20 protein-coding genes and 3 pseudogenes are annotated in these 18,964 nt (G+C 70.4%); 15 read left to right on the top strand and 8 right to left on the bottom strand.

All coding sequences use genetic code 11. From position 1 onward, the window contains the following. The first annotated feature begins 8 nt into the window (after positions 1–8). The 6 genes from AC07FY_RS22445 (at position 9) to AC07FY_RS22420 (ending at position 8,211) form a co-directional block, all read left to right on the top strand. Positions 9–761, top strand: coding sequence for an amino acid ABC transporter ATP-binding protein (locus AC07FY_RS22445; protein ID WP_479009079.1), 753 nt, complete (start codon positions 9–11; stop codon positions 759–761). Continuing rightward, the gene (locus AC07FY_RS22440) at positions 758–1,972 is read left to right on the top strand and encodes a M20 family metallopeptidase (protein WP_479008847.1); all 1,215 of its coding nucleotides are present in this window, start codon (positions 758–760) and stop codon (positions 1,970–1,972) included. The genes AC07FY_RS22445 and AC07FY_RS22440 overlap by 4 nt, the downstream gene beginning before the upstream one ends. A gap of 169 nt (positions 1,973–2,141) precedes the next feature. Then, positions 2,142–3,434 carry a cyanophycinase gene (locus AC07FY_RS22435; protein ID WP_479008845.1) on the top strand — a complete coding sequence of 431 codons (1,293 nt, stop codon included), beginning with the start codon at positions 2,142–2,144 and terminating at the stop codon, positions 3,432–3,434. 140 nt (positions 3,435–3,574) lie between these two features. Further along, on the top strand, positions 3,575–4,447 hold the full coding sequence (locus tag AC07FY_RS22430) for a MurR/RpiR family transcriptional regulator (protein ID WP_479008843.1): 873 nt from the start codon (positions 3,575–3,577) through the stop codon (positions 4,445–4,447). Positions 4,448–4,933: 486 nt separating this feature from the next. Continuing rightward, positions 4,934–6,460, top strand: coding sequence for a cellulase family glycosylhydrolase (locus AC07FY_RS22425; RefSeq protein WP_479008841.1), 1,527 nt, complete (start codon positions 4,934–4,936; stop codon positions 6,458–6,460). Between the two features lie 14 nt (positions 6,461–6,474). Then, the gene (locus AC07FY_RS22420) at positions 6,475–8,211 is read left to right on the top strand and encodes a glycoside hydrolase family 6 protein (RefSeq protein ID WP_479008839.1); all 1,737 of its coding nucleotides are present in this window, start codon (positions 6,475–6,477) and stop codon (positions 8,209–8,211) included. 215 nt (positions 8,212–8,426) lie between these two features. Here AC07FY_RS22420 and AC07FY_RS22415 read toward each other — a convergent pair whose 3' ends face one another. Continuing rightward, the gene (locus tag AC07FY_RS22415) at positions 8,427–9,284 is read right to left on the bottom strand and encodes a helix-turn-helix domain-containing protein (RefSeq protein ID WP_479008837.1); all 858 of its coding nucleotides are present in this window, start codon (positions 9,282–9,284) and stop codon (positions 8,427–8,429) included. A 388-nt stretch (positions 9,285–9,672) separates the two neighbouring features. Between AC07FY_RS22415 and AC07FY_RS22410 the strand changes: the two genes are divergently transcribed. Both AC07FY_RS22410 and AC07FY_RS22405 read left to right on the top strand, forming a co-directional pair. Next, positions 9,673–9,990 (top strand): hypothetical protein, encoded by a 318-nt coding sequence (locus AC07FY_RS22410; RefSeq protein ID WP_479008836.1) that lies wholly within the window; start codon positions 9,673–9,675, stop codon positions 9,988–9,990. Positions 9,991–10,272: 282 nt separating this feature from the next. Then, positions 10,273–10,479 (top strand): hypothetical protein, encoded by a 207-nt coding sequence (locus AC07FY_RS22405; protein ID WP_479008834.1) that lies wholly within the window; start codon positions 10,273–10,275, stop codon positions 10,477–10,479. 420 nt (positions 10,480–10,899) lie between these two features. Here the strand turns inward: AC07FY_RS22405 and AC07FY_RS22400 are convergent, their stop codons facing one another. Next, positions 10,900–11,166 (bottom strand): hypothetical protein, encoded by a 267-nt coding sequence (locus AC07FY_RS22400; RefSeq protein WP_479008832.1) that lies wholly within the window; start codon positions 11,164–11,166, stop codon positions 10,900–10,902. 317 nt (positions 11,167–11,483) lie between these two features. Between AC07FY_RS22400 and AC07FY_RS22395 the strand changes: the two genes are divergently transcribed. Together AC07FY_RS22395 and AC07FY_RS22390 are read left to right on the top strand one after the other, a co-directional pair. Next, the gene (locus tag AC07FY_RS22395; protein ID WP_479008830.1) at positions 11,484–12,164 is read left to right on the top strand and encodes a LysE family translocator; all 681 of its coding nucleotides are present in this window, start codon (positions 11,484–11,486) and stop codon (positions 12,162–12,164) included. Positions 12,165–12,248: 84 nt separating this feature from the next. Further along, on the top strand, positions 12,249–12,386 hold the full coding sequence (locus AC07FY_RS22390) for a hypothetical protein (RefSeq protein WP_479008828.1): 138 nt from the start codon (positions 12,249–12,251) through the stop codon (positions 12,384–12,386). A 64-nt stretch (positions 12,387–12,450) separates the two neighbouring features. Here the strand turns inward: AC07FY_RS22390 and AC07FY_RS22385 are convergent, their stop codons facing one another. Both AC07FY_RS22385 and AC07FY_RS22380 read right to left on the bottom strand, forming a co-directional pair. Beyond that, a complete protein-coding gene (locus AC07FY_RS22385) occupies positions 12,451–12,885 on the bottom strand; it encodes an ATP-binding protein (protein ID WP_479008826.1) in 435 nt (144 codons plus the stop codon). A 177-nt stretch (positions 12,886–13,062) separates the two neighbouring features. After that, entirely contained in the window at positions 13,063–13,467 is a 405-nt protein-coding gene (locus AC07FY_RS22380) for a type II toxin-antitoxin system PemK/MazF family toxin (protein WP_479008824.1), read from the bottom strand. A gap of 257 nt (positions 13,468–13,724) precedes the next feature. Between AC07FY_RS22380 and AC07FY_RS22375 the strand changes: the two are divergent. From AC07FY_RS22375 to AC07FY_RS22360, 4 genes and pseudogenes are all read left to right on the top strand, one after another. Beyond that, positions 13,725–13,937 (top strand): annotated as a pseudogene (locus tag AC07FY_RS22375) (IS701 family transposase); the annotation flags it as partial. A gap of 299 nt (positions 13,938–14,236) precedes the next feature. Next, positions 14,237–14,380: pseudogene (locus AC07FY_RS22370) on the top strand (GlsB/YeaQ/YmgE family stress response membrane protein); the annotation flags it as partial. Between the two features lie 154 nt (positions 14,381–14,534). Beyond that, on the top strand, positions 14,535–14,753 hold the full coding sequence (locus AC07FY_RS22365) for an STAS domain-containing protein (protein WP_479008822.1): 219 nt from the start codon (positions 14,535–14,537) through the stop codon (positions 14,751–14,753). Positions 14,754–15,054: 301 nt separating this feature from the next. Further along, positions 15,055–15,291, top strand: coding sequence for a hypothetical protein (locus AC07FY_RS22360; RefSeq protein ID WP_479008821.1), 237 nt, complete (start codon positions 15,055–15,057; stop codon positions 15,289–15,291). Between the two features lie 15 nt (positions 15,292–15,306). Here AC07FY_RS22360 and AC07FY_RS22355 read toward each other — a convergent pair whose 3' ends face one another. Beyond that, a complete protein-coding gene (locus AC07FY_RS22355; protein ID WP_479008819.1) occupies positions 15,307–16,797 on the bottom strand; it encodes a UDP-N-acetylmuramoyl-L-alanyl-D-glutamate--2,6-diaminopimelate ligase in 1,491 nt (496 codons plus the stop codon). A 340-nt stretch (positions 16,798–17,137) separates the two neighbouring features. Beyond that, positions 17,138–17,284, bottom strand: coding sequence for a hypothetical protein (locus tag AC07FY_RS22350; RefSeq protein WP_479008817.1), 147 nt, complete (start codon positions 17,282–17,284; stop codon positions 17,138–17,140). Between the two features lie 125 nt (positions 17,285–17,409). Between AC07FY_RS22350 and AC07FY_RS22345 the strand changes: the two genes are divergently transcribed. Continuing rightward, positions 17,410–17,550: a hypothetical protein gene (locus AC07FY_RS22345; protein WP_479008815.1), complete on the top strand. Its 141-nt coding sequence runs from the start codon at positions 17,410–17,412 to the stop codon at positions 17,548–17,550. Positions 17,551–17,680: 130 nt separating this feature from the next. Here the strand turns inward: AC07FY_RS22345 and AC07FY_RS22340 are convergent. Next, positions 17,681–17,917: pseudogene (locus AC07FY_RS22340) on the bottom strand (hypothetical protein); the annotation flags it as partial. 483 nt (positions 17,918–18,400) lie between these two features. Further along, positions 18,401–18,607 carry a hypothetical protein gene (locus AC07FY_RS22335; protein ID WP_479008813.1) on the bottom strand — a complete coding sequence of 69 codons (207 nt, stop codon included), beginning with the start codon at positions 18,605–18,607 and terminating at the stop codon, positions 18,401–18,403. Between the last annotated feature and the right edge of the window lie 357 nt (positions 18,608–18,964).

Here is an 18,964-nt window from a genome sequence, read left to right as displayed (position 1 = left end):
ACGTCCCCATGGTCGACGCCCAGGGAGTGCGCAAGCACTTCGGGAAACTCGAAGTCCTCAAGGGAATCGACCTGACCGTGGAACGCGGCCAGGTGTGCTGTCTGCTGGGGCCCTCCGGCTCGGGCAAATCCACCTTCCTGCGCTGCATCAACCACCTCGACCGGGTCGACGGCGGGAGACTCACCGTCGACGGCGACCTCGTCGGCTACCGCCAGAACGGTCCCAGGCTGCACGAACTGCGGGAGAGGGAAGTCGCCGCGAGACGCCGCGACATCGGCATGGTCTTCCAGCGCTTCAACCTCTTCCCCCACATGACCGCCCTGGAAAACATCATGGAGGCACCGGTCAACGTCCTCGGGGTCACCAAGGCCCAGGCCGGGGAAGACGCCCACGAACTGCTGGAACGCGTGGGCCTCGCAGACCGGTCCGGCCACTACCCGGCGCAGCTCTCCGGCGGACAGCAGCAACGCGTCGCCATCGCCCGCGCCCTGGCGATGAAGCCCAAGCTCATGCTCTTCGACGAACCCACCTCGGCGCTCGACCCTGAGCTCGTCGGGGACGTACTGGACGTGATGCGCCGGCTCGCCGCCGACGGCATGACGATGGTCGTGGTGACCCACGAGATCGGCTTCGCCCGCGAAGTGGGGGACACCGCCGTCTTCATGGACGACGGCGTCTTCGTCGAATCCGGGGATCCCCGCCACGTTCTCGTCGAACCCAGCCAGGAGCGCACCCGTGCGTTCCTCTCCAAGGTCCTGTGAGCGCCCCCTCGCCGGAGCAGCTGCGCACCACCGAGCTGCTCCCGTACGCGGAGGCGCGCCTGGAGGGCTACCTCGCCGACCTGGCCCAGCTGGTCGCCATCGACTCGGGCTCCTACAGCCCGGAAGGCGTCAACCGGATGGCCGACTGGACCGGGGAACGGCTGCTGAGGCTCGGATTCGACGTCGAGCGGATAGCCCCGGCCCCCCTCCACGGCCAGCCGGTCGGCGACGTGGTCGTCGCCCGCAGGCGCGGCGACCTGCCCGTCGCCGAGGGCGGCCGGCGTGTCCTGCTCGTCGCTCACCTGGACACCGTGTTCGAGGACGGCACCGCCTCGATGAGGCCCTTCGCGCTCGACGGCCGCATGGCGCGAGGGCCGGGCGTCAGCGACGACAAGGGGGGCCTCCTCGCGGGACTCACCGCCCTGGACATCCTTCACGAGACCGGAGCCCGTCAATACGCCGAAATCGTCTTCCTCGCCACCCCCGACGAGGAGATCGGCTCACCCGCGAGTCGGCCCGCGACGGAGGCGGCGGCATGCGGAGCCCATTACGCACTGGCCCTGGAGTGCGCGCGGGAGAACGGCGACGTGGTCATCGCCCGCAAGGGCGTCGCCGACTTCCGGGTGACGGTCACCGGCCGGGCCGCCCATGCCGGCATCGAGCCGGAGCGCGGCGCGAACGCCGCCCTGGCGGCCGCCCACCTGGTCGTGGCCCTCCAGGCGCTCAACGGCCGCTGGGACGACGTCACCGTCAATGTCGGCGTCGTCCGCGCGGGCACCCGCGCGAACATCGTCTGCCCGGAAGCCGAAATGCGGGTCGAGGTGCGCTCGGCCACCGCCGCCGGCATCGGGGCGGCCAGGTCCGCGATCGAAGCCGCCGCCGCACGGCCCGCCGTACCCGGTACGACCGCCACGGTGGAGCAGCTGGACCTGTGCCCGCCGATGGAGGACACTCCCGCCTCGCGCCGCATGTTCGACCGGGCCAGGAAGATCGCCGCTGACCTCGGGGTCGCGCTCGGCGGCGCCGTGACCGGCGGCGTGGGGGATGCCAATGTCATCGCAGGCATCGGCGTGCCGACCCTGGACGGCTTCGGCCCGGTCGGTGGCGCCGACCACACCCCCGAGGAATGGCTGGACGCCTCCACCGTTCCCGTCCGCGTCGCGCTCCTGGCGTCCCTCATCACCGACCTCGGCGACAGCCGCACCGGATGAGGACTCCGAATCGTCCCGTACCGGTGTGATCGCGCCCTTGCCCGGTACGGGACCCGGCTCCGGCAGCCCGGTCCCTCCCCACGCAGCGGGCTGCCGGCCCGCCCGGGACCGCGGCAGGCCCGCGCCGCCGCGGTCCCGGCCCATCCACCCCATCCACAGGAGGCACCCCATGCACGTCCCGACCGGAATCCGCCGCACCTCGCTCGCGGGTGGCACCGTGCTCCTGCTCACCCTCGCCCTCGCCCCGCCGGCCGGTGCCGACACCACCCGCCATGCGGGCGACCGGGGGTCCCTCGTCCTCGTCGGAGGGGGACTGAAGGCGGACAACACCCAGATCTACGGCGAGATCATCAAGAGGGCCGGCGGAGCCTCTGCGAAGATCGGAGTGATCACCGCTGCCTCGGTCCCCGCCAGCCGGGATCCGCACGCCGCCGATCCGGACGCGTGCAACAACTCGGAGTGCAACGGGAACCACTACGCCGGCCTGTTCGAGCGGCACGGAGCCGCCGACGCCCAGTGGATCCCCGTCGACCTCGACCACATCGCCAACGCCGACTCCGACGACGTCGTCCGGCAGGTCAACTCCATGACCGGCTTCTTCTTCGGCGGCGGCGACCAGTACCGCTACGTCACCACGCTGCTCCACGGTTCCGCCCACACCGATTCGAAGGTCCTCGCCGCGATCCGCGCGAAGCTCGCGGCCGGCGCGGTCGTATCCGGCTCCAGTGCCGGAGCGCAGATCGCCGCCGGAGCCGACATGGTGACCGGAGGCGACTCGTACGAAGGACTGCGCGACGGCAGCAGCCCGGGCTACTTCGACGACCCGACCCGGCTCGGCTACCTGCCCGAGGGCGGATTCGGCTTCCTGCGCTCGGGACTGATCGACACCCACACCGGCGCCTACGGCCGCGAAGGCAGGGCCCTGCGCCTCGCCGCCGACACCGGACACGACCGCGTGTACGCCCTGGAGGAGAACACCGCCCTCGTCGTCGACGCTCCCGGCACACCGCACGAGCGACTGCGTGTCCTCGGACCGCGCGGCGTTGCCGTCCTCGACCTCCGCCACGCCCGGACCCACAAGGCATCCTCCGGAGCCTGGTCCCTCACCGGAGCGCGCTACAGCTACCTCACGGACGCGGACCGCTACGACCCGAACCACCGGCGCGTCCTGCCCGCCCCCGACAAGGGCCCCCTGACACCGACCGCCGCCCCGCCCGTCCCCGCGAACCCCGACGTCTTCCATTCAGCGGCCAACCCCACAGGCGTCCCGTACTCCTTCCTGAGTACCGCGCGCGCCCTCGCGGCCAGCAGCTCCCAGCACACGGCGACCGCCACCACGTTCGAAGACGGACCCCGCTACACCGTGACCTTCGGCAAGCCGGCCGGATTCGTCGCCTGGACCACCGATGGAACCACCGCGCGCACCGTCACCGGCCTGCGCATAGCCGTCGCTCCGGAGTGACTCCGCCCTGAGCAGGCCCGGACGACCGGGCCGGCCGGACACCGGGAGGGAATCCGGCCGGCCCCACCCCCGATCAGCGGCAGTAGGCTCGACCCGCCACCTCGTACTCCTGCCGCCCAACCCCGAAGGAAGACCCGCGCATGGCCCCTGGCACGCTCGCCGACGAGATCCGCCACAAGCTGGGCGACGTCAGCCCAGCCGAACGCAAGGTCGCGCGCGTGCTGCTCGCCGGCTATCCCTCCGCGGGCTTCGAGACCATGGCCGTGCTCGCAGAGCGGGCAGCCGTCAGCGCCCCGACCGTCCTGCGCTTCGTCAACCGGCTCGGGTACCGGGGCTTCCCCGACTTCCAGGCCGCGCTGCGCGCCGAGCTCGACGAGCGCAACGCTTCCCCCCTCTCCCTGTACGAGGCCACCGACTACGGTCACAGGAAGGGCGGACCGGACGAGGACCTCTCCCTCCTCCAACGGGGCAGCAACGTCTTCAGCGGCGCCGTGGCACAGACCCTGGCCGAACTGCCCCCGCACGACCTCGAGCACGCCATCAGGCTGCTGTCCGACAGCAAACGCCGCATCACCCTGGCCGGAGGACGCTTCACCAACCTGTTCGCCCAGTACCTCGGCCTGCACCTCATGCAACTACGTGACGACGTGCGATTCCTGCCCGACCGCGACGTCGAACGCACCGCCGTGTTCGCGGCCCTCCACCGGCGTGACGTCCTCGTCGTCTTCGACTACCGGCGCTACGAGCAGGACAAGGCCGCGATGGCCGAACTCGTGAAGGCCGAGGGTGGCAGGGTGATCCTCTTCACGGACATGTGGCTTTCGCCTGCTTCCACCCACGCCGATGTGGTCCTGCCCAGCCAGGTCGCCGCCCCTTCCCCGTACGACAGCCTGGTTCCCACCCTCGCCGTGATCGAGACGGTCGTCGCCGGAGTGCTCACCGCCCTCGGCGAAGACGCCCACCAGCGGATGCGGCACGGGGAGGACACCGCCCGACGCATGGGCCTGTACTGACGGTACGGCTCCGGTCGCGCCCGATGCCCAGGCGCCAGGTACACCGCTGTGCCACCCGGGCTTCCCGGATCTGATCGGGGAACCGCGGGTACGGCCCCATCTCCTCAACGACGGTTGTGTACCGGGGCGGTGGCCGTGCCGCCGGGCAGCGCGGCGAAGGCGTCGGCCGCCAGGGCAGGGGTTGCGCAGAGGGGCAGGGCGGAGGATCCGGCTTCATGGGGTTCCTCGTTTCCGTGGTCGTCAGCGAGACAGAAGGCGCATACGAGACAGCCGAGCACAAGTCCTGAACCAGTGGGAGCGCTCCCACTCTCCTCGGCGGACTTCACGCCGTCAAGGCGTGCGAAGAGTCGAAGCCATGCGGACGGCAAATTCCGCAACCCCTCTGTTGCTTGGCGCCGGTTGCCGCTACGGTCTGGCCCAACCAGTGGGAGCGATTCCGTCAGTCGGCGCGTCATCAGGACGCGCCCTCGCTGCAAGGAGTCGCTCATGCGACACCCCCCGCGTCTGTCCGCGCTGCTCACCGGAGCAGCGCTCGTGATGGCGAGCGGTACGTTCGCCGCCATCGGTACGGCCTCAGGAGCCGCGGCCGCACCCGTCTGCACGGTGGAGTTCTCGGTCGTCGGCCAGTGGGCCGGCGGTTTCCAGGGTTCGGTCACCGTCACCAACAACGGTTCAGCGCTGAACGGCTGGAGCCTCGGCTTCGGCTTCCCCGCGGGTCAGGCCATCAGTCAGGGCTGGGGCGCCAAGTGGTCCCAGACCGGGCCGGCGGTCACGGCCGCGAACGAGGCGTGGAACGCGACCCTCGGCACCGGCGCCGGTGTCACGGCCGGCTTCATCGCCTCGTGGTCGGGAGCCAACACCGCGCCCAACGCTTTCACGCTCAACGGAGCACCCTGCACCTCCGGCCCGCGACCGGACCCGACATCCACCTCACCGACACCGACACCCACCTCACCGACACCCACCCCCACCGGACCGACCGAGCCTCCCGACCCGGTCTCCGGGGCGCCCGAACTGAGCGTCACCGGCAACCGGCTCACCGACCGGAACGGCGCGATCCGCCGCCTCCTCGGCGTCAACCGCTCCGGGGCGGAGTTCATGTGCGTCCAGGGGCACGGCATCTTCGACGGTCCCGTCGACGACGCCTCGGTGCGCGCCATCGCCGACTGGAAGGCCAATACCGTCCGCATCCCCCTCAACGAGGAATGCTGGCTCGGCCACGCCAACATCAAGCCGGAATACCGGGGCGCGAACTACATCCAGGCCGTCAAGGGCTTGGTCGACCGGGTCCTGGCCCACGGCATGACCCCGATCGTCGAACTGCACTGGACGTACGGCCAGTACACCGGCAACTCCTCGGGGTGCGCCGACGTGCACGCCTCCTGCCAGAAGCCGATGCCGGACGCCCAGTACACCCCGGCCTTCTGGACCTCGGTGGCGAACACCTTCAAGAACGACCGGCGGGTCGTCTTCGACCTGTTCAACGAGCCGTATCCCGACCGGGCGACCTCCACCCCCGCGCAGGCGTGGAGCTGCTGGCGCGACGGCGGCACCTGCCCGGGCATCGGCTACGAGGTCGCCGGCATGCAGGACCTGGTGGACGCCGTCCGGGCGACCGGGGCACGCAATGTCGTGCTCGTGCCCGGCATCGCCTACTCCAACGACCTGAGCCAGTGGCTCGCCCACGCCCCCACCGACCCGACGGGGAACCTGGCCGCGGCCTGGCACGTGTACAACTTCAACACCTGTGTCAACGAAACCTGTTGGGACAGCACCCTGGCCCCGGTCGCCGCCCGGGTCCCCCTGGTCGCGGGCGAGATCGGTGAGAACACCTGCGCCCACGCGTTCATCGACCGGGTCATGGCGTGGTTCGACGCCCGCGCCCTCTCCTACCTCGGCTGGACCTGGAACACCTGGAACTGCTCCTCGGGTCCGGCCCTGATCACCTCGTACGACGGCACACCCACCCCGTTCGGCACCGGGCTGCGCGACCGCCTACGCGCCCTGAACTGAAAGGCATCCCCACGATGAGCCGCACAACGACCCGCACCACGAGCCGCACCGCCCTGCTGGCGGCCCTCGGGCTGATCACCGCGACCGGCGCCACCGCCACCGTCATGACCGCGACCGCCGGAGCCGCCGCCGCCGGCTGCAAGGTCGAGTACACGATCACGAACCAGTGGAACTCCGGCTTCGGCGCCAACGTCGTCGTCACCAACACCGGCGACCCGATCGCCGCGTGGACCCTGGAGTGGTCCTACGCCGGAGACCAGAGGGTCACCCAGGGCTGGAACGCCACGATCACCCAGGCGGGTACAGCCGTGACCGCCAAGAGCCTCTCCTACAACGGAAACCTGGCCACGGGCGGTTCCACCTCCTTAGGCTTCAACGGTTCCTACAGCGGCACGAACTCCGTCCCCGCGACCTTCAAGCTCAACGGGGTCACCTGTAACGGTGCGACGCCGCCGACCGAGCCGCCGACGACCCCGCCCACCACCCCGCCGCCGTCGGGCGGCAAGGCCGACAACCCGTACGCCGGCGCCAAGGTGTACGTCAATCCCGAGTGGTCCGCCAAGGCAGCCGCCGAGCCGGGCGGCACCAAGGTGTCCAACCAGCCCACCGGTGTCTGGCTGGACCGCACCGCCGCCATCGCGGGTGTGAACGGCGGCATGGGTCTGCGCGCCCACTTGGACCGGGCGCTGGTACAGAAGGGCAGCGGCGAGCTCGTCGTACAGCTCGTGATCTACAACCTGCCCGGTCGGGACTGCGCCGCGCTCGCCTCCAACGGCGAGCTGGGCCCGACCGAGATCGACAGGTACAAGACGCAGTACATCGACCCGATCGCCGCGATCCTCGCCGATCCAAAGTACGCGGGGCTCCGCATCGTCACCACGGTGGAGATCGACTCGCTGCCCAACCTCGTCACCAACGTCTCCGGGCGCCCGACGGCCACCCCCAACTGCGACGTGATGAAGGCCAACGGCAACTACATCAAGGGCGTCGGCTACGCCCTGAACAAGCTGGGGTCGATCGCCAACGTCTACAACTACGTGGACGCGGGCCACCACGGCTGGCTCGGCTGGGACGACAACTTCGGTGCCTCCGCGGAGCTGTTCAAGCAGGCGGCCACCGCCGAGGGGTCCACGCTCTCCAAGGTGCACGGGTTCATCGTGAACACCGCCAACTACAGCGCCCTGAAGGAGGATCACTTCAGGATCGAGGACTCGGTCAACGGGACCTCCGTGCGCCAGTCGAAGTGGGTCGACTGGAACCGGTACACGGACGAGCTGTCGTACGCCCAGGCCATGCGGTCCAAGCTGGTATCCCTCGGCTTCGACGCCAACCTCGGCATGCTGGTCGACACCTCCCGCAACGGCTGGGGCGGCACGGCCCGGCCGACCGGGCCCGGCGCGCTGACGAACGTCGACACGTACGTCAACGGCGGTCGCTACGACCGGCGCATCCACCTCGGCAACTGGTGCAACCAGTCCGGAGCCGGGCTCGGCGAACGGCCGAAGGCCGCCCCGGCCGCGGGGATCGACGCGTACGTGTGGATGAAGCCCCCGGGCGAGTCGGACGGGTCGAGCACCGAGATCCCGAACGACGAGGGCAAGGGCTTCGACCGCATGTGCGATCCCACGTACACGGGCAACGCGCGCAACGGAAACAGCATGTCCGGCGCCCTGCCCAACGCCCCCCTCTCGGGCCAGTGGTTCTCGGCCCAGTTCCAGGAGCTCCTGAAGAACGCCCACCCGGCACTGTGACCCGCCACCGCTGAACCGGCCCCGCGCGCGCGAGGCGGACCGGCTCGGCGGCACAGATCACCGCGGCCGGCTCCCTGCCCCCGATCCGGCGGGTGAGGAGCCGGCCGCCCACTCCTGCGGTCCGCGGGCCCGCCGACCTGAGACCGGCTTGATGCCAGAGCCGGAGCGGCCTGGCCTCGGCCCGGCCGCCCCGGCGGCGGGGGAGATCCCGTGACTCACGAGGCATAGAGCTTTGCGGTCTCGTTGATGAAGTGGCGGCTGCGGTCCGGGCTCAGTGCGTGTGCCTGGAGGTGCTCGTACAGGGTGGTGTAGTGCTGGACGTCGGACCTCTTCTCCAGGTAGAGGTCGCTGGTGAAGCGTTCCAGATACACCGTTCCCGTCCGCGGGGAGTCCGGGAAGTGGAGGATGGCGAACTGCCCGGCCACACCCGGATGGGCTCCCGCGGTGTGCGGGATCACCTGCACGGTGATGTGCGGTTGCGCGGCGAGCCGCGCCAGGTGCTCGAGTTGTCCGCGCATGACCTCGCAATCGCCGACAACGCGGCGCAGTGCGGATTCGTCCAGGACGATCCATAAGCGCAAAGGCCGGGCGGGGTGGTGGGCCCGGGACTGCCGGCGGAGCCGGATGTCGTGGCGCAGGGCGATCTCCCCGGGGCTGGCGTGAGGGATCGTTTCCTCGATGACCGCCGCGGCGTAGGAGGCGGTCTGCAGCAGACCCGGGATCACCAGCGGCTCGTAGGAGCGGATCGAGCAGGCCGCCGTCTCCAGGCCGATGTAGACGGCGTACGGGACTTCGCCGCAGGCGACCCACCACCCCTGCTGCTCCGCTTCCCCGGCCATGCGCATCAGTGAGTCGACGACCTCCGGGTCTGCGACGTCGTAGAGGTTGCACAGGTCCCGTACGTCGCGGGGCTTGATGGCGCGACGGCCGTTCTCCAGGTGGCTGATCTTGGGCTGGGAGATCATCAGGCGCTCGGCCACCTGTGTACTCGTCAGGCCGCGGGCCAACCGGAGCCGACGCAGTTCCGCACCCAGCCGGCGTCGTCTGACGGTGGGGTTTCCGTTCGCCACCACGGGCGTTCTACCTCCGGTTCGGGGCTCTTCTGTCAGCCTGGTTGGAGCTGTGGCCGGGCCCGGGGCGAAGGTGTCCGCCCGCGCTGCGATGATCAACGGGACCCGCTGGCGAGTGTCGTCTCGTATGCATGCGGCTGCGTGCAATGCCCGTCCCGAAATCACTCGAATGCCACGGACCGTCACCTATTCGCTGTAAACGGCATATCTACTGAAGAAGGGAAGCCGCGCCGGCAGCCGGCCCCGGACACCGACGCCTCGCTCCGTCGGGGGGTCCCGCCCGGGCGTCCAGGCCGGCAGTACCGCAATCCCCGTACCAAGGCGACTTGCGGAACGGGCTGGCAGAACTCCTGGAACTGCCGGAACTCACTGCGCGTTCGGTCTGAACGGATTGAACATCGACACCCTCACGGGCAGGTTCGGGCGGGTGTCCCGCGGCTACAACGCCGTGCCGGTGTCATCCCTGCACTACGACGCACGGAGCATGCCCGCCGTCCAGGTGGCGTACGACCGTGAAGTGCGCTTCTACGCCATGATGGCCGCGTGCCACGAGAGCCTTGAGCTCCTGCGCATGGGGACGACCCCTGAGACGGTCAGGTTCGCCGTCCCCGATGCTGGGACCGTGGCCGAACTGCTGGAGGCCGGTGATCCCGCCGTGCGGGCGGCGCACGACATGTCCCTTCGCGTCGAAGCCGTCCGGAGGCGCTGACGGCCGAGGCCGGGGCAACCGCCGGACGGCCGAGCAGGAGGCGATGACCACCGCGAACCGAATCGCGGTATCGGCTGCGTCGAATGCTTCGGTGGGTGCATGGTCACCGTTTGGAGGGTGACGTGAAGGCTGCCGGATCGTTTCAGCCGATGTGAATGATCGATTCCGCTTTCTCCGGTGGGGCTCCCGCCGCCAGCCGGTCAGCGCCCGCGTGCCCGCCTGGGGGCCGTCGCCCGCAGCCGCCGCCTGTCTTCCGACTCCGCGTGTCAGGACGGAGGGGTGATGGCGCGCACGTTCTACTGGTGCCGCTCCTGCCGGCAACCTCTCTACGCCACGCGTTTCTCGGCTCCGGCCGGCTGGGAGTGGGAGATCGACCATCAGCAGCCCGGCGACTGCGCCGGCGGGCACCTGATGCCCCTGACCGGCATCGCCGGCGACCCCGAAGACCTGCCCGAAGCTTCGCTCGTGCTGCGCGTCTTCGGGTCCTGAGCCCGGGTCGTGCCCGTCGACGGTGGAGGCGCTCGGACGGGACCGGCTGACCGGCCTGGCGGCCGAGAACGGCATCCAGCCACCGGTCGGAGAGAAGTCCTTCCCGCACCGGCCGGTCGTCCGCGGTCGACCGCCCGTCCGGCCACGGTCGGGCCGTGTGCAGCAGGTCCACTGCCTCCCTCGGCACCCGTCTGCGCCGCATCCGCAGCTCACGCGCGGCCGGCGCGATCACCTGGTCCTGCCTCGGGCACCGGACGACACCGATTGTTCTCTGCGACCGGTGGTGATGCGTCTGCGTCCCGCAGGTTGGCTCCGCCCGAGGATGCGGAACACTCGGTGGTCGCACCCGCCCGACAAGCGTCACACCGCGTGGTGGCCCCGCCCGCGGCGACGTGGCTGCCGAGCGGCGGGGGTTGTCGCTCAGGCCGTCTCGTCGCGGATCGCGTTGCGGTGTTCCTCGTAGATGAGCCGTGCTTCGTCGCTGGGGAGAGCCTCGGTGACAAGGCCGCAGGTGCACGTCACGACGGTGAGCCCGGACGCGGTGCGCAGTGAGTGCCCCTCGGGACTGGTCCACGCCTTGCCCGCCGGATTTTCGTAGCGGAGGTGGTGGCGGTATCGGTGAGCGCCGGCATGGATCTGCGTATAGCCGATGCTGGTCTGGTCAGTGGTGGGGCGATGCTCGCTCATGGTCCCAGTGTGGCCGCCTGCGCGCCGTTCCCCTCGAAGATCCTCTCGATCCCGGTGGCGGCGAGCAGGACTTACTGCGTGTGGGTGCCTCCACGTCGGCGCGGACTGTCACGAGCCGAGGGCCGGGGGCTGCCTTCAGCGTTTCGGCAGGGCGTCCTGACGTTCCTCGACCCGCGCCCGGTGGGGGAGTTGTCCGCCCCACGGCTCCAGGGCGGCTCCTGAAGGGGCGCCACCGTCTTGCATCTGCTCCTACGGGGCACAAGAGAGCAACAGTGCCGGGTGCTCCGGCTCCTGGACGCGCCATCTCCGGAGGATGGATGTCAGTGGACCTCGTTGCGTTCCTTGGTGTCGTGCTGGTGGCATACGTCGTGCCGGGGCCGGATTTCCTCGTGGTGCTCCGGTCGGCGGCCGAGCACCCCTCGAAGGGCCGGGCCGCGGCGCTGGGTGCCCAGGCCGGGCTCTGCGTGCACATGCTCGCGGCCGCCACCGGCCTGGCGCTGATCGCCGCGCGCTCCCCGATGGTCTACGACGCCATCAGGTTGCTCGGCGCGGCCTACCTCGTCTACCTCGGGGTCCGGGCGGTGCTGGCAGCGCGTCGGGCCGCTCGTGAGCAGTCCGCCGGGGGAGCGGCGCCTACGCGCATCGAGGAACGAGCAGCGTCGGAACGCGCAGGGGACGCCGACTCCGCCCGGCACCGGTGGCGCTCCGGCTTTGCGCAGGGTTTTCTCACCAACGTGCTCAACCCCAAAGCGGCGTTGTTCTTCCTCAGTATCCTGCCGCAGTTCGTCAACGGCGGTGGGTCGGCTACCTGGCAGATCTTCTTCCTCGGCACCTTGGACGTCCTCATCGGGATCGTCTACTGGTTCGCCCTCGTCGCCGGTGCCACCCGCCTGCGGTCGCTGCTCGCCCGACCGAAGTTCCGTCGCCGCTGGGAGCTGACGACCGGATGGCTGTTCATCGGCATCGGCGTCGGCATCGGCGTTGCCGCGACCGCCTGACGCCGCCACGGGGGTCTCTGGCCGTCAGTGCGGCGGAACCGCACCCCTCGGCGGCCGAGCGCTCGTCGCCGCAGCTGCACGAGGGTGCGCACCCCGATCGTGCTGGCCGGTGCCGGACCGGCGGCCACGGTGCTCAACGACCTGCTGGGAGGTGAGTTGTTCCGCGGAGAGGCGCACGTCAACGGGCAGCGCCTGGACCGGGGCCGCTCCGTCGTCCACTGACGCCGAGTCCGGCCGGGGGCGTGCGGGAGGTGAGCCCGGGAGCGGTCGCGGGGTCGGCTGGGGATCAGTTCAGGTGCAGGCTGGCTGTGATGGTCTTGCCCTGGGGGTGGTGGGTGATGTCGATGTGCTGGGTGAGTCGTTGTACGAGTGTCCATCCGTAGCCGCCCGGCGCGCCGGGGGTGACGGTGCGGGGAGTGGGGGCGCGCGGGTCTTCGTCGCCGACGGTCAGGTAGAGGGTGTCGTCGGTGATGTCGCTGCGGAAGGCGGTGATGCCGCCGCCGTGGTGGATCGCGTTGTTGACGAGTTCAGAGGCGACCAGGAGTGCGTCGGCGGCGACGACGCTGTCGAGGCTGATACCCGCGCGCTGCAGCAGGGCACTCACCTGGTCACGGGCTTCCGCCGCGGTGGCCGGCGGCCCTGGGGGGTGGCCCGGGGCACTGATGACCCCGCGTCGACCGGTGAGGTCGCAGGTCTCGTTGCTGGGTGTGGACGCATTCATACCGTCACCACCTGCCCCCGGCCGCGCCGGCTATGCCGTCCGAGTCGGGTGGGCTTTCCGGGCGCCCTGGTACTCCAGCCGTAGAGCGTGATCTCGATGGTGAGGGGCGCCGAGGCGACCGTCGGACAGCGCCGACCATCTGGCCCAGACCGCCGAGGCCGTCTGCTCCCTCTCCCTCTACCCGAACGCACCGAGACGGAGGGCGTCCCTGATGGCGCTGAGCTTCGCGGTCGTCGCCGGGGTCTGCTCCTGCGCTTGTTCAGCGAGTCGGAGGGCATCGTCAATCTCGCTGAGCTTCGCCGAGGACAGGACGGCCGCCCGCTCGATCAGGTCGTCCCGTGACACCGTGGTCAGCCATGTGCACGGGGTGAAGCCTGGACGCCGGAAAGCGAGCCGCAGCACGCCTTCGAACGGCACTCCTTCACCGGCGCCCACCCTCACTTCGATGCCCAGACCGCTGACGTCGACGCCCGCCGGAGCGACGACCTGCATCACCCGGATCCCGGACGCGTCGTCTCCCGACAGCAGTACGACCAACCTCCGCTCGTCGAACTGGACCCACCAGACCTCGCCACGTTGCACAAGTCCTCCAGACACAGGACGGCAGACAGGCGCTGCGCGAGCCTGACGCGCTGTGGAGACGGGGTGCGGCCACCGTTGATCATCGGTGTGAAACCGAAGATCACGCGGTGGCCGCAGTCACAGCGTAAACCCTGCCCGCTGGCCGGAGGCGTTCGAGCGCCTGATGAGCCGGGTATCGGGACGGTTCACACGAGTCGAAATTCCGGCTCCGAACCCGGAAGTTGGCACTCGGCCTGCTGTCGGACCTGCCGCGCAACCTCGCCGTCGTCCGGGCGAACGAACAGGACCGTCATCCCTCGCCCGACGACCTGGTACCGCTCACCTGCAACGAGGTCCAACGACGGTTCATCACGCTCGTCATCCAACGCGTCTTTGACCCTGTCCACCGGCTTGGCTGGTCCCCTCGGCGACGCCGCCACCAGCCCGATCCCCGGACCAGCCACTACCGACGACAAGCCGCTCAAGCATGAAGATCGCGATCTACGGCCGGCGTACCAGGCGGGCAGGAGGTCGCGGGTCCGCGAAGCCCGTGGCAACGAGCCGGCCACGGTGCGCGGGCGGTCCTACGGCCAGAGGCGCCCGCCCCGGTCGGGAGGGGTGGCCACGGAGCGGCGCCGGCGACTTGGCGATTCCCAAGCCCCGGGACGCCGCGGTCACTCGCCCGCCCTGAACTCCGTCGATCGGAAGTACGGGGCGTTTGAACGCGCCGTATCGGTGCACACGATCACTGACAACAACCTTGTAGGTCGAGGTAGGAGACACACGCCATGGGCAGGTCGTCTTCGGCGTCGACTCCATCGACGGCTTCTTCGACCTCTCCACCTGGATCGCCGCCATCGTCGGCGTCGCCACCCCCTTCGCCGTCCACCGCCTGGTCACCGGTAACAAGCACCATCACCACAGCCACGCCTGACCCACGCCCCAGACCCAGAGGCAAAGGGCTCCCCCTCCCCCCGAGGGCAGAGCCGTCTCATGACCTCCTCGCGCGCCCCCCGGCGCCGGGTGGTGGAAGCTTGATGCTCCTCGCCGGGGGCGTGCTGGGCTCGACCCCGAGTGAGGGGTGAACCGTGAACGACTTCATCGCTGTGACACAGCAGCACCGCCACCACACCGTGATCACCGTCTCCGGCGACATGGACATCAAGACCTACCCCCAGCTCCGGGAAGCCGCCGAAATCGCAGCCACGATCCCTCTGACCGGCCGGAGTCTGCAGCTGGACCTGTCCGGAGTCTTCTTCATGGACTCCAGCGGCCTCAAACTTCTGCTCCTGTGCGCCGAAGGCTGACGGGAGCAGGCGGACGCTTCACCGTCACCGGCTTGCAGCACCAGCCCAAGGCCCTCCTCGTCCTTACGGAGACCTACGCCCTCCTCGCCGCCGACACCGAGCGGAAGGAGCTTTCCGAGGGGGAGGGGTGAGGGGCCCGGTTACCGGCACCGGGCTCGCGCGGCCCTGTAGGGCAGCGGACGCCCCCCATTTCCCCCGTTGAACTGCTCCGTTGGGGGTATGCGGGAGAGAACCGCCTGTCCGACGTGCGGAGCGTGAGGCCCGCGGCCGCCGCGCCCCCTGTGTGAGGAGATGCCCCTCCGTGAGTACCGCCCCAGCGCTGACACCGGGTTCCGTCTGCGATGCCGCCCTGGACGCCGCGTACGAGACACACCGCCGGTTCCGGCACGGTGCGTTCGCCGAAGCCTGTCCGACCTGCCATGTCCCCGCAGGCGAGCTCTGCCTGGCCCGGCGCAGCGTGCACGCCGCCCGCCGCCGAGCCCACTACGCCCGCACGGGGCGCACCAGGAGCCCGTTGCTGGCGGCGCTGGTCAGATGAGCGTCCGTACACGCTTCAGCGGCCGGCGAGCTCGCGTACCGTCGCCATGTCACTGAACGGGATGAGCTCGTCGCCGATGATCTGGTGAGGTTCGCTGCCCTTCCCGGCGACCAGGACCGTGTCGTCCGGACCCGCAGCGGCCAGGGCGAAGGCGATCGCGAGCCGGCGGTCGGTGAATCGTTCGAACGGTGTGCCGGTCGAGGCCAGGCCGGGGGTGATCTGGTCGAGGATCGCCTCGGGGTCCTCGGTGCGCGGGTTGTCCGAGGTGAGGACACACAGGTCGGAGAGGGTTCCGGCGATCTCGCCCATCTGCGCGCGCTTGGTGGTGTCGCGGTCTCCACCGCAGCCGAAGACGGTGATGACCCGGCCGGCGGCGTAGCCCCGGATGGTGGTCAGGACGTTGTGCAGGGAGTCGGGGGAGTGGGCGTAGTCCACGATGACCGAGGTCTTGCCCGGGGTCTGGAAGCGTTCGAACCTGCCCGGGACCGGAGGCATCCGGTCGAGCGCCGCGACGAGTCCGGACAGGTCATGTCCCAAGGCGTGACAAGCCGCCACGGTGGCGAGCGCGTTGGCCACCGAGTACCGGCCGGGCACGGGGATCGACGCAGGATACGTGTGGCCGTCGTGGTGCAGGGTGAACCGCGTGCCCGAGGCGTCCATGTCGATATCGGTCGCCCGGTAGTCGGCCTCGGCGGTGTCAAGGGCGTATGTGGTCACCGCGTCGGGCATCAGCTCTCGGATCCCGGCTCCGACCGGGTCGTCGGCGTTGACCACCGCGTGCCGGCACAGGCCCTGGAACAGGCGCAGTTTGGCGTCCCGGTAGTTCACCATCGTTCCGTGATCGTCCAGGTGATCCTGCGTCAGGTTCGTGAAGATCCCCACGTCGATGAAGGCGTGGTCCACCCGGTGGGTCAGCAGGGCCATCGAGGTGGCCTCCAGCACCACGCCGGCGGCCCCGCGGTCCCGCATGTACCCGAGCAGATACTGCAGATCGGGCGCTTCCGGGGTGGTGAGGACCGACGGCGGCATCGGGATCGACTCGTCGCCGATCCGGCTGCCGGCCGTCCCGATCACTCCGATCTTCGCCTTCTCGGCGATCCGCAGCACCGATTCGACCATGTACGACACCGAGGTCTTCCCGTTGGTTCCGGTGACCGCCACCATGTCCATCCGTCGTCCCGGTTCGCCGTGGTAGCGAGAGGCGGTGAGCGAGGCAGCCTTCCGGATGTCCGCCACCCGGACCAGACAGACTCCGGGCGCGGACGCCCGCACCGATGCGGGGAGGTCTGGCGGTTCGCTTTCGACGAGTACCGCCACAGCACCGCGCGCGATGGCGGCTCCGACCGACTCCGGGCCGCCCGCCCGGTGGCCGGGCACGGCGATGAACAGTGAGCCTGAGGTCACCCGGTGGGCGTCGAAGGTCATTCCCGCGGTGACCAGCGCCTGCTCGGTGTCACCTGCGAGTACCACGTGGTCGTGTCCTGCCAGCAAGTCGCTGAGCTTCACAGTGCTTCCTTCGATTGCGGCGCGGCCCTGTTCGTGCGACCGTCGCCGGACGGCAGGACCGGCGGCATGCCGGACGCTGCGGTGGTGACGTTGAACGGTCCGTGGCGAGCTGTGGGCGAGAGGTCTCGCGCTGCCGGCGGAGTCTTCGGATGCGCCAAGGGAGGAACAGCACCGGATCGGGGCCGCCGGAGGTCGCTCCAGCCGATGTCCGGCGTTCGCGCTTGCCGCTGCTTCACATGAGCCACACGGCCGGGCCCCACCGGTCGGCGGAGTTTCGCCCCGGCTCAACCTGCCGAGCGGACGAACCGAAACGGGCCCTGCGGTATGAGGGGAAAGCCGGCTAACCGTGGCCGTGGAGCGCGCGGAGGCCGGACTGCGGCGCCATGGCGCGGAGCGCGACTTCGAGGCGCTGTCCTGCCAGAGCGGCGGCCTGGTACGGAGCCGAGGCGATGCGCGGACTCGCCGTCACCGCACCCCTAGGACTCATGGACCGAGTGTACGGCCCCGGCGGCATGCCCCGAGCCGCCACGGGAGTACGCCTGCACGGCGACACCACCAGCTGGTTCCGCAACCCCGGCCGCCGAGGAGGCCCAGCCGCACCCGGACCAGCAGATGATCCGAGGCGCCCGGGCGGCCCAGGGCCGGCTCGCTCGGGAGCGCGAGGGGCTGCGGTCCACTGACCGGGAGCAGATCGCCGCCGCCCGGCAGCGCTGCGCACAGCTCGCCCGCGAGGTCCGGGAAGGCGCCGTGTGATCGACCCGACGGTCAGCCTGGCATCGCCGGCACGAGCCGGGTGATCGAAAAAGAGGAGCCGTCCGGCTCTCCGGTGGGGGATGCCGGGGCGCCGGACGGCTCCTGCGCGCGGGTGAGGCTCGTACGGACGTCAGGTGACCGGCGGGGGCGGGTGGTTCGCGGTGACCGGGGGAGCGGTGCCGGCGATGGGCAGGGCGAGACCATGTCGGGGACTTAGGGCGCGGTCGACGATCCGGAAGTTCGACCGGTGGGCGAGGGCGCTCGCGAAGACGTGTACGGGCCGGCCGTCGAGGCTGTACTTGACGGCGTTCTCGACAATGTCGGCAACGGCCCGCTCCAGCAGTCCGCGCTCGACCGCGCCTGGTGGGCCACCCCGGCGGTGGCTGGGCGGCGCCGGCCAGGGCGGCAAGGGCGACCGGCGCCGGGTGGGCCCCTTCGGGTGGCGGGGGAGGGCGCCCGCGGAGCCGGCGGGTCGGGGGAAGGTGGCCGTGCAAGCCTTCAGCGAGCGCTACGGGGCCGGATTCCGCGACTACGCCTGGACTCGCATCAGTGGCCTACTCGGCCCGCCGGGTGAGGGGCCGCCGCAGGTGGACGACCGGACGGTCCGCAACGGGACCGTGGGGGCCGGGGGCCGGCCTGCACCCGCGTTTCCGCAGGTGGGCGGCAGAGGAACTGTCGAGCAGATGCCTCGGTTCGCGCAGGCGAAGGCTCCGGACCAGCGGGCACCGTCTTGCCCGGATGCGGCGAACGGCGGGCGCGCGGCGCGCTGACTCCGGCAGAGGGGCCGGGAGCGGGACGGGGCCATGTCGCCCGCCGGCATGCCGGCCTCGCAGGGCATCAGGAGCTGTGCCTACAGCTCGTCGTATCCGCCCCAGTGGTCTTCATCGCCGAGCATGTCCTGCTCCTTGCGCCGCAGGGCGGCCGGGTCCTTGCCGCGGGACGGCCGAGTGGGTTCTGCGGGGTGGACCGGGTCCTGCCCGGCCGGGATGCGCGATTCCGGCTCTACCTCGTCGGGGCCCTTGCCGGACCAGGGCCGCTTGTCCTGCCTACCGCCCATGAGGAGGCTCCTCTCACTCGAGGCTCATGTTCCACGCTGACACGCGCTGGCGTATTCGTCAGCACGTGCCCGACGGGCGACCATGTCGTCCTGGGTGAGGAAGGCGGGTCCGAGGGGTTCCCGGCCCCGCCCGAGCCGTGTGAACCGGTCACCGTGTGCTGTGGCAGTTCCCGTGTCAGTGTCCCTGGACCAGTGGTGCTGCCGCTGCCGGGTACCCAGTGGTTCCGGGACCAGCCCGGGCTGTACCAACCGGGGTACCAATCTCCCCGGTGCCCCTTCGTGTCGTCATGGCCGTTGACCCGGTTCCTGGCCCAGTGTCCCTTCGTCCACGAACAGCGCTCGCGGCGGTTGCCGTGG

It is taken from the genome of Streptomyces sp. NPDC045967, assembly GCF_056430495.1.
The sequence above is the reverse complement of the archived record's forward strand: the minus strand, read 5'-3'. Positions and strand labels throughout refer to the sequence as shown.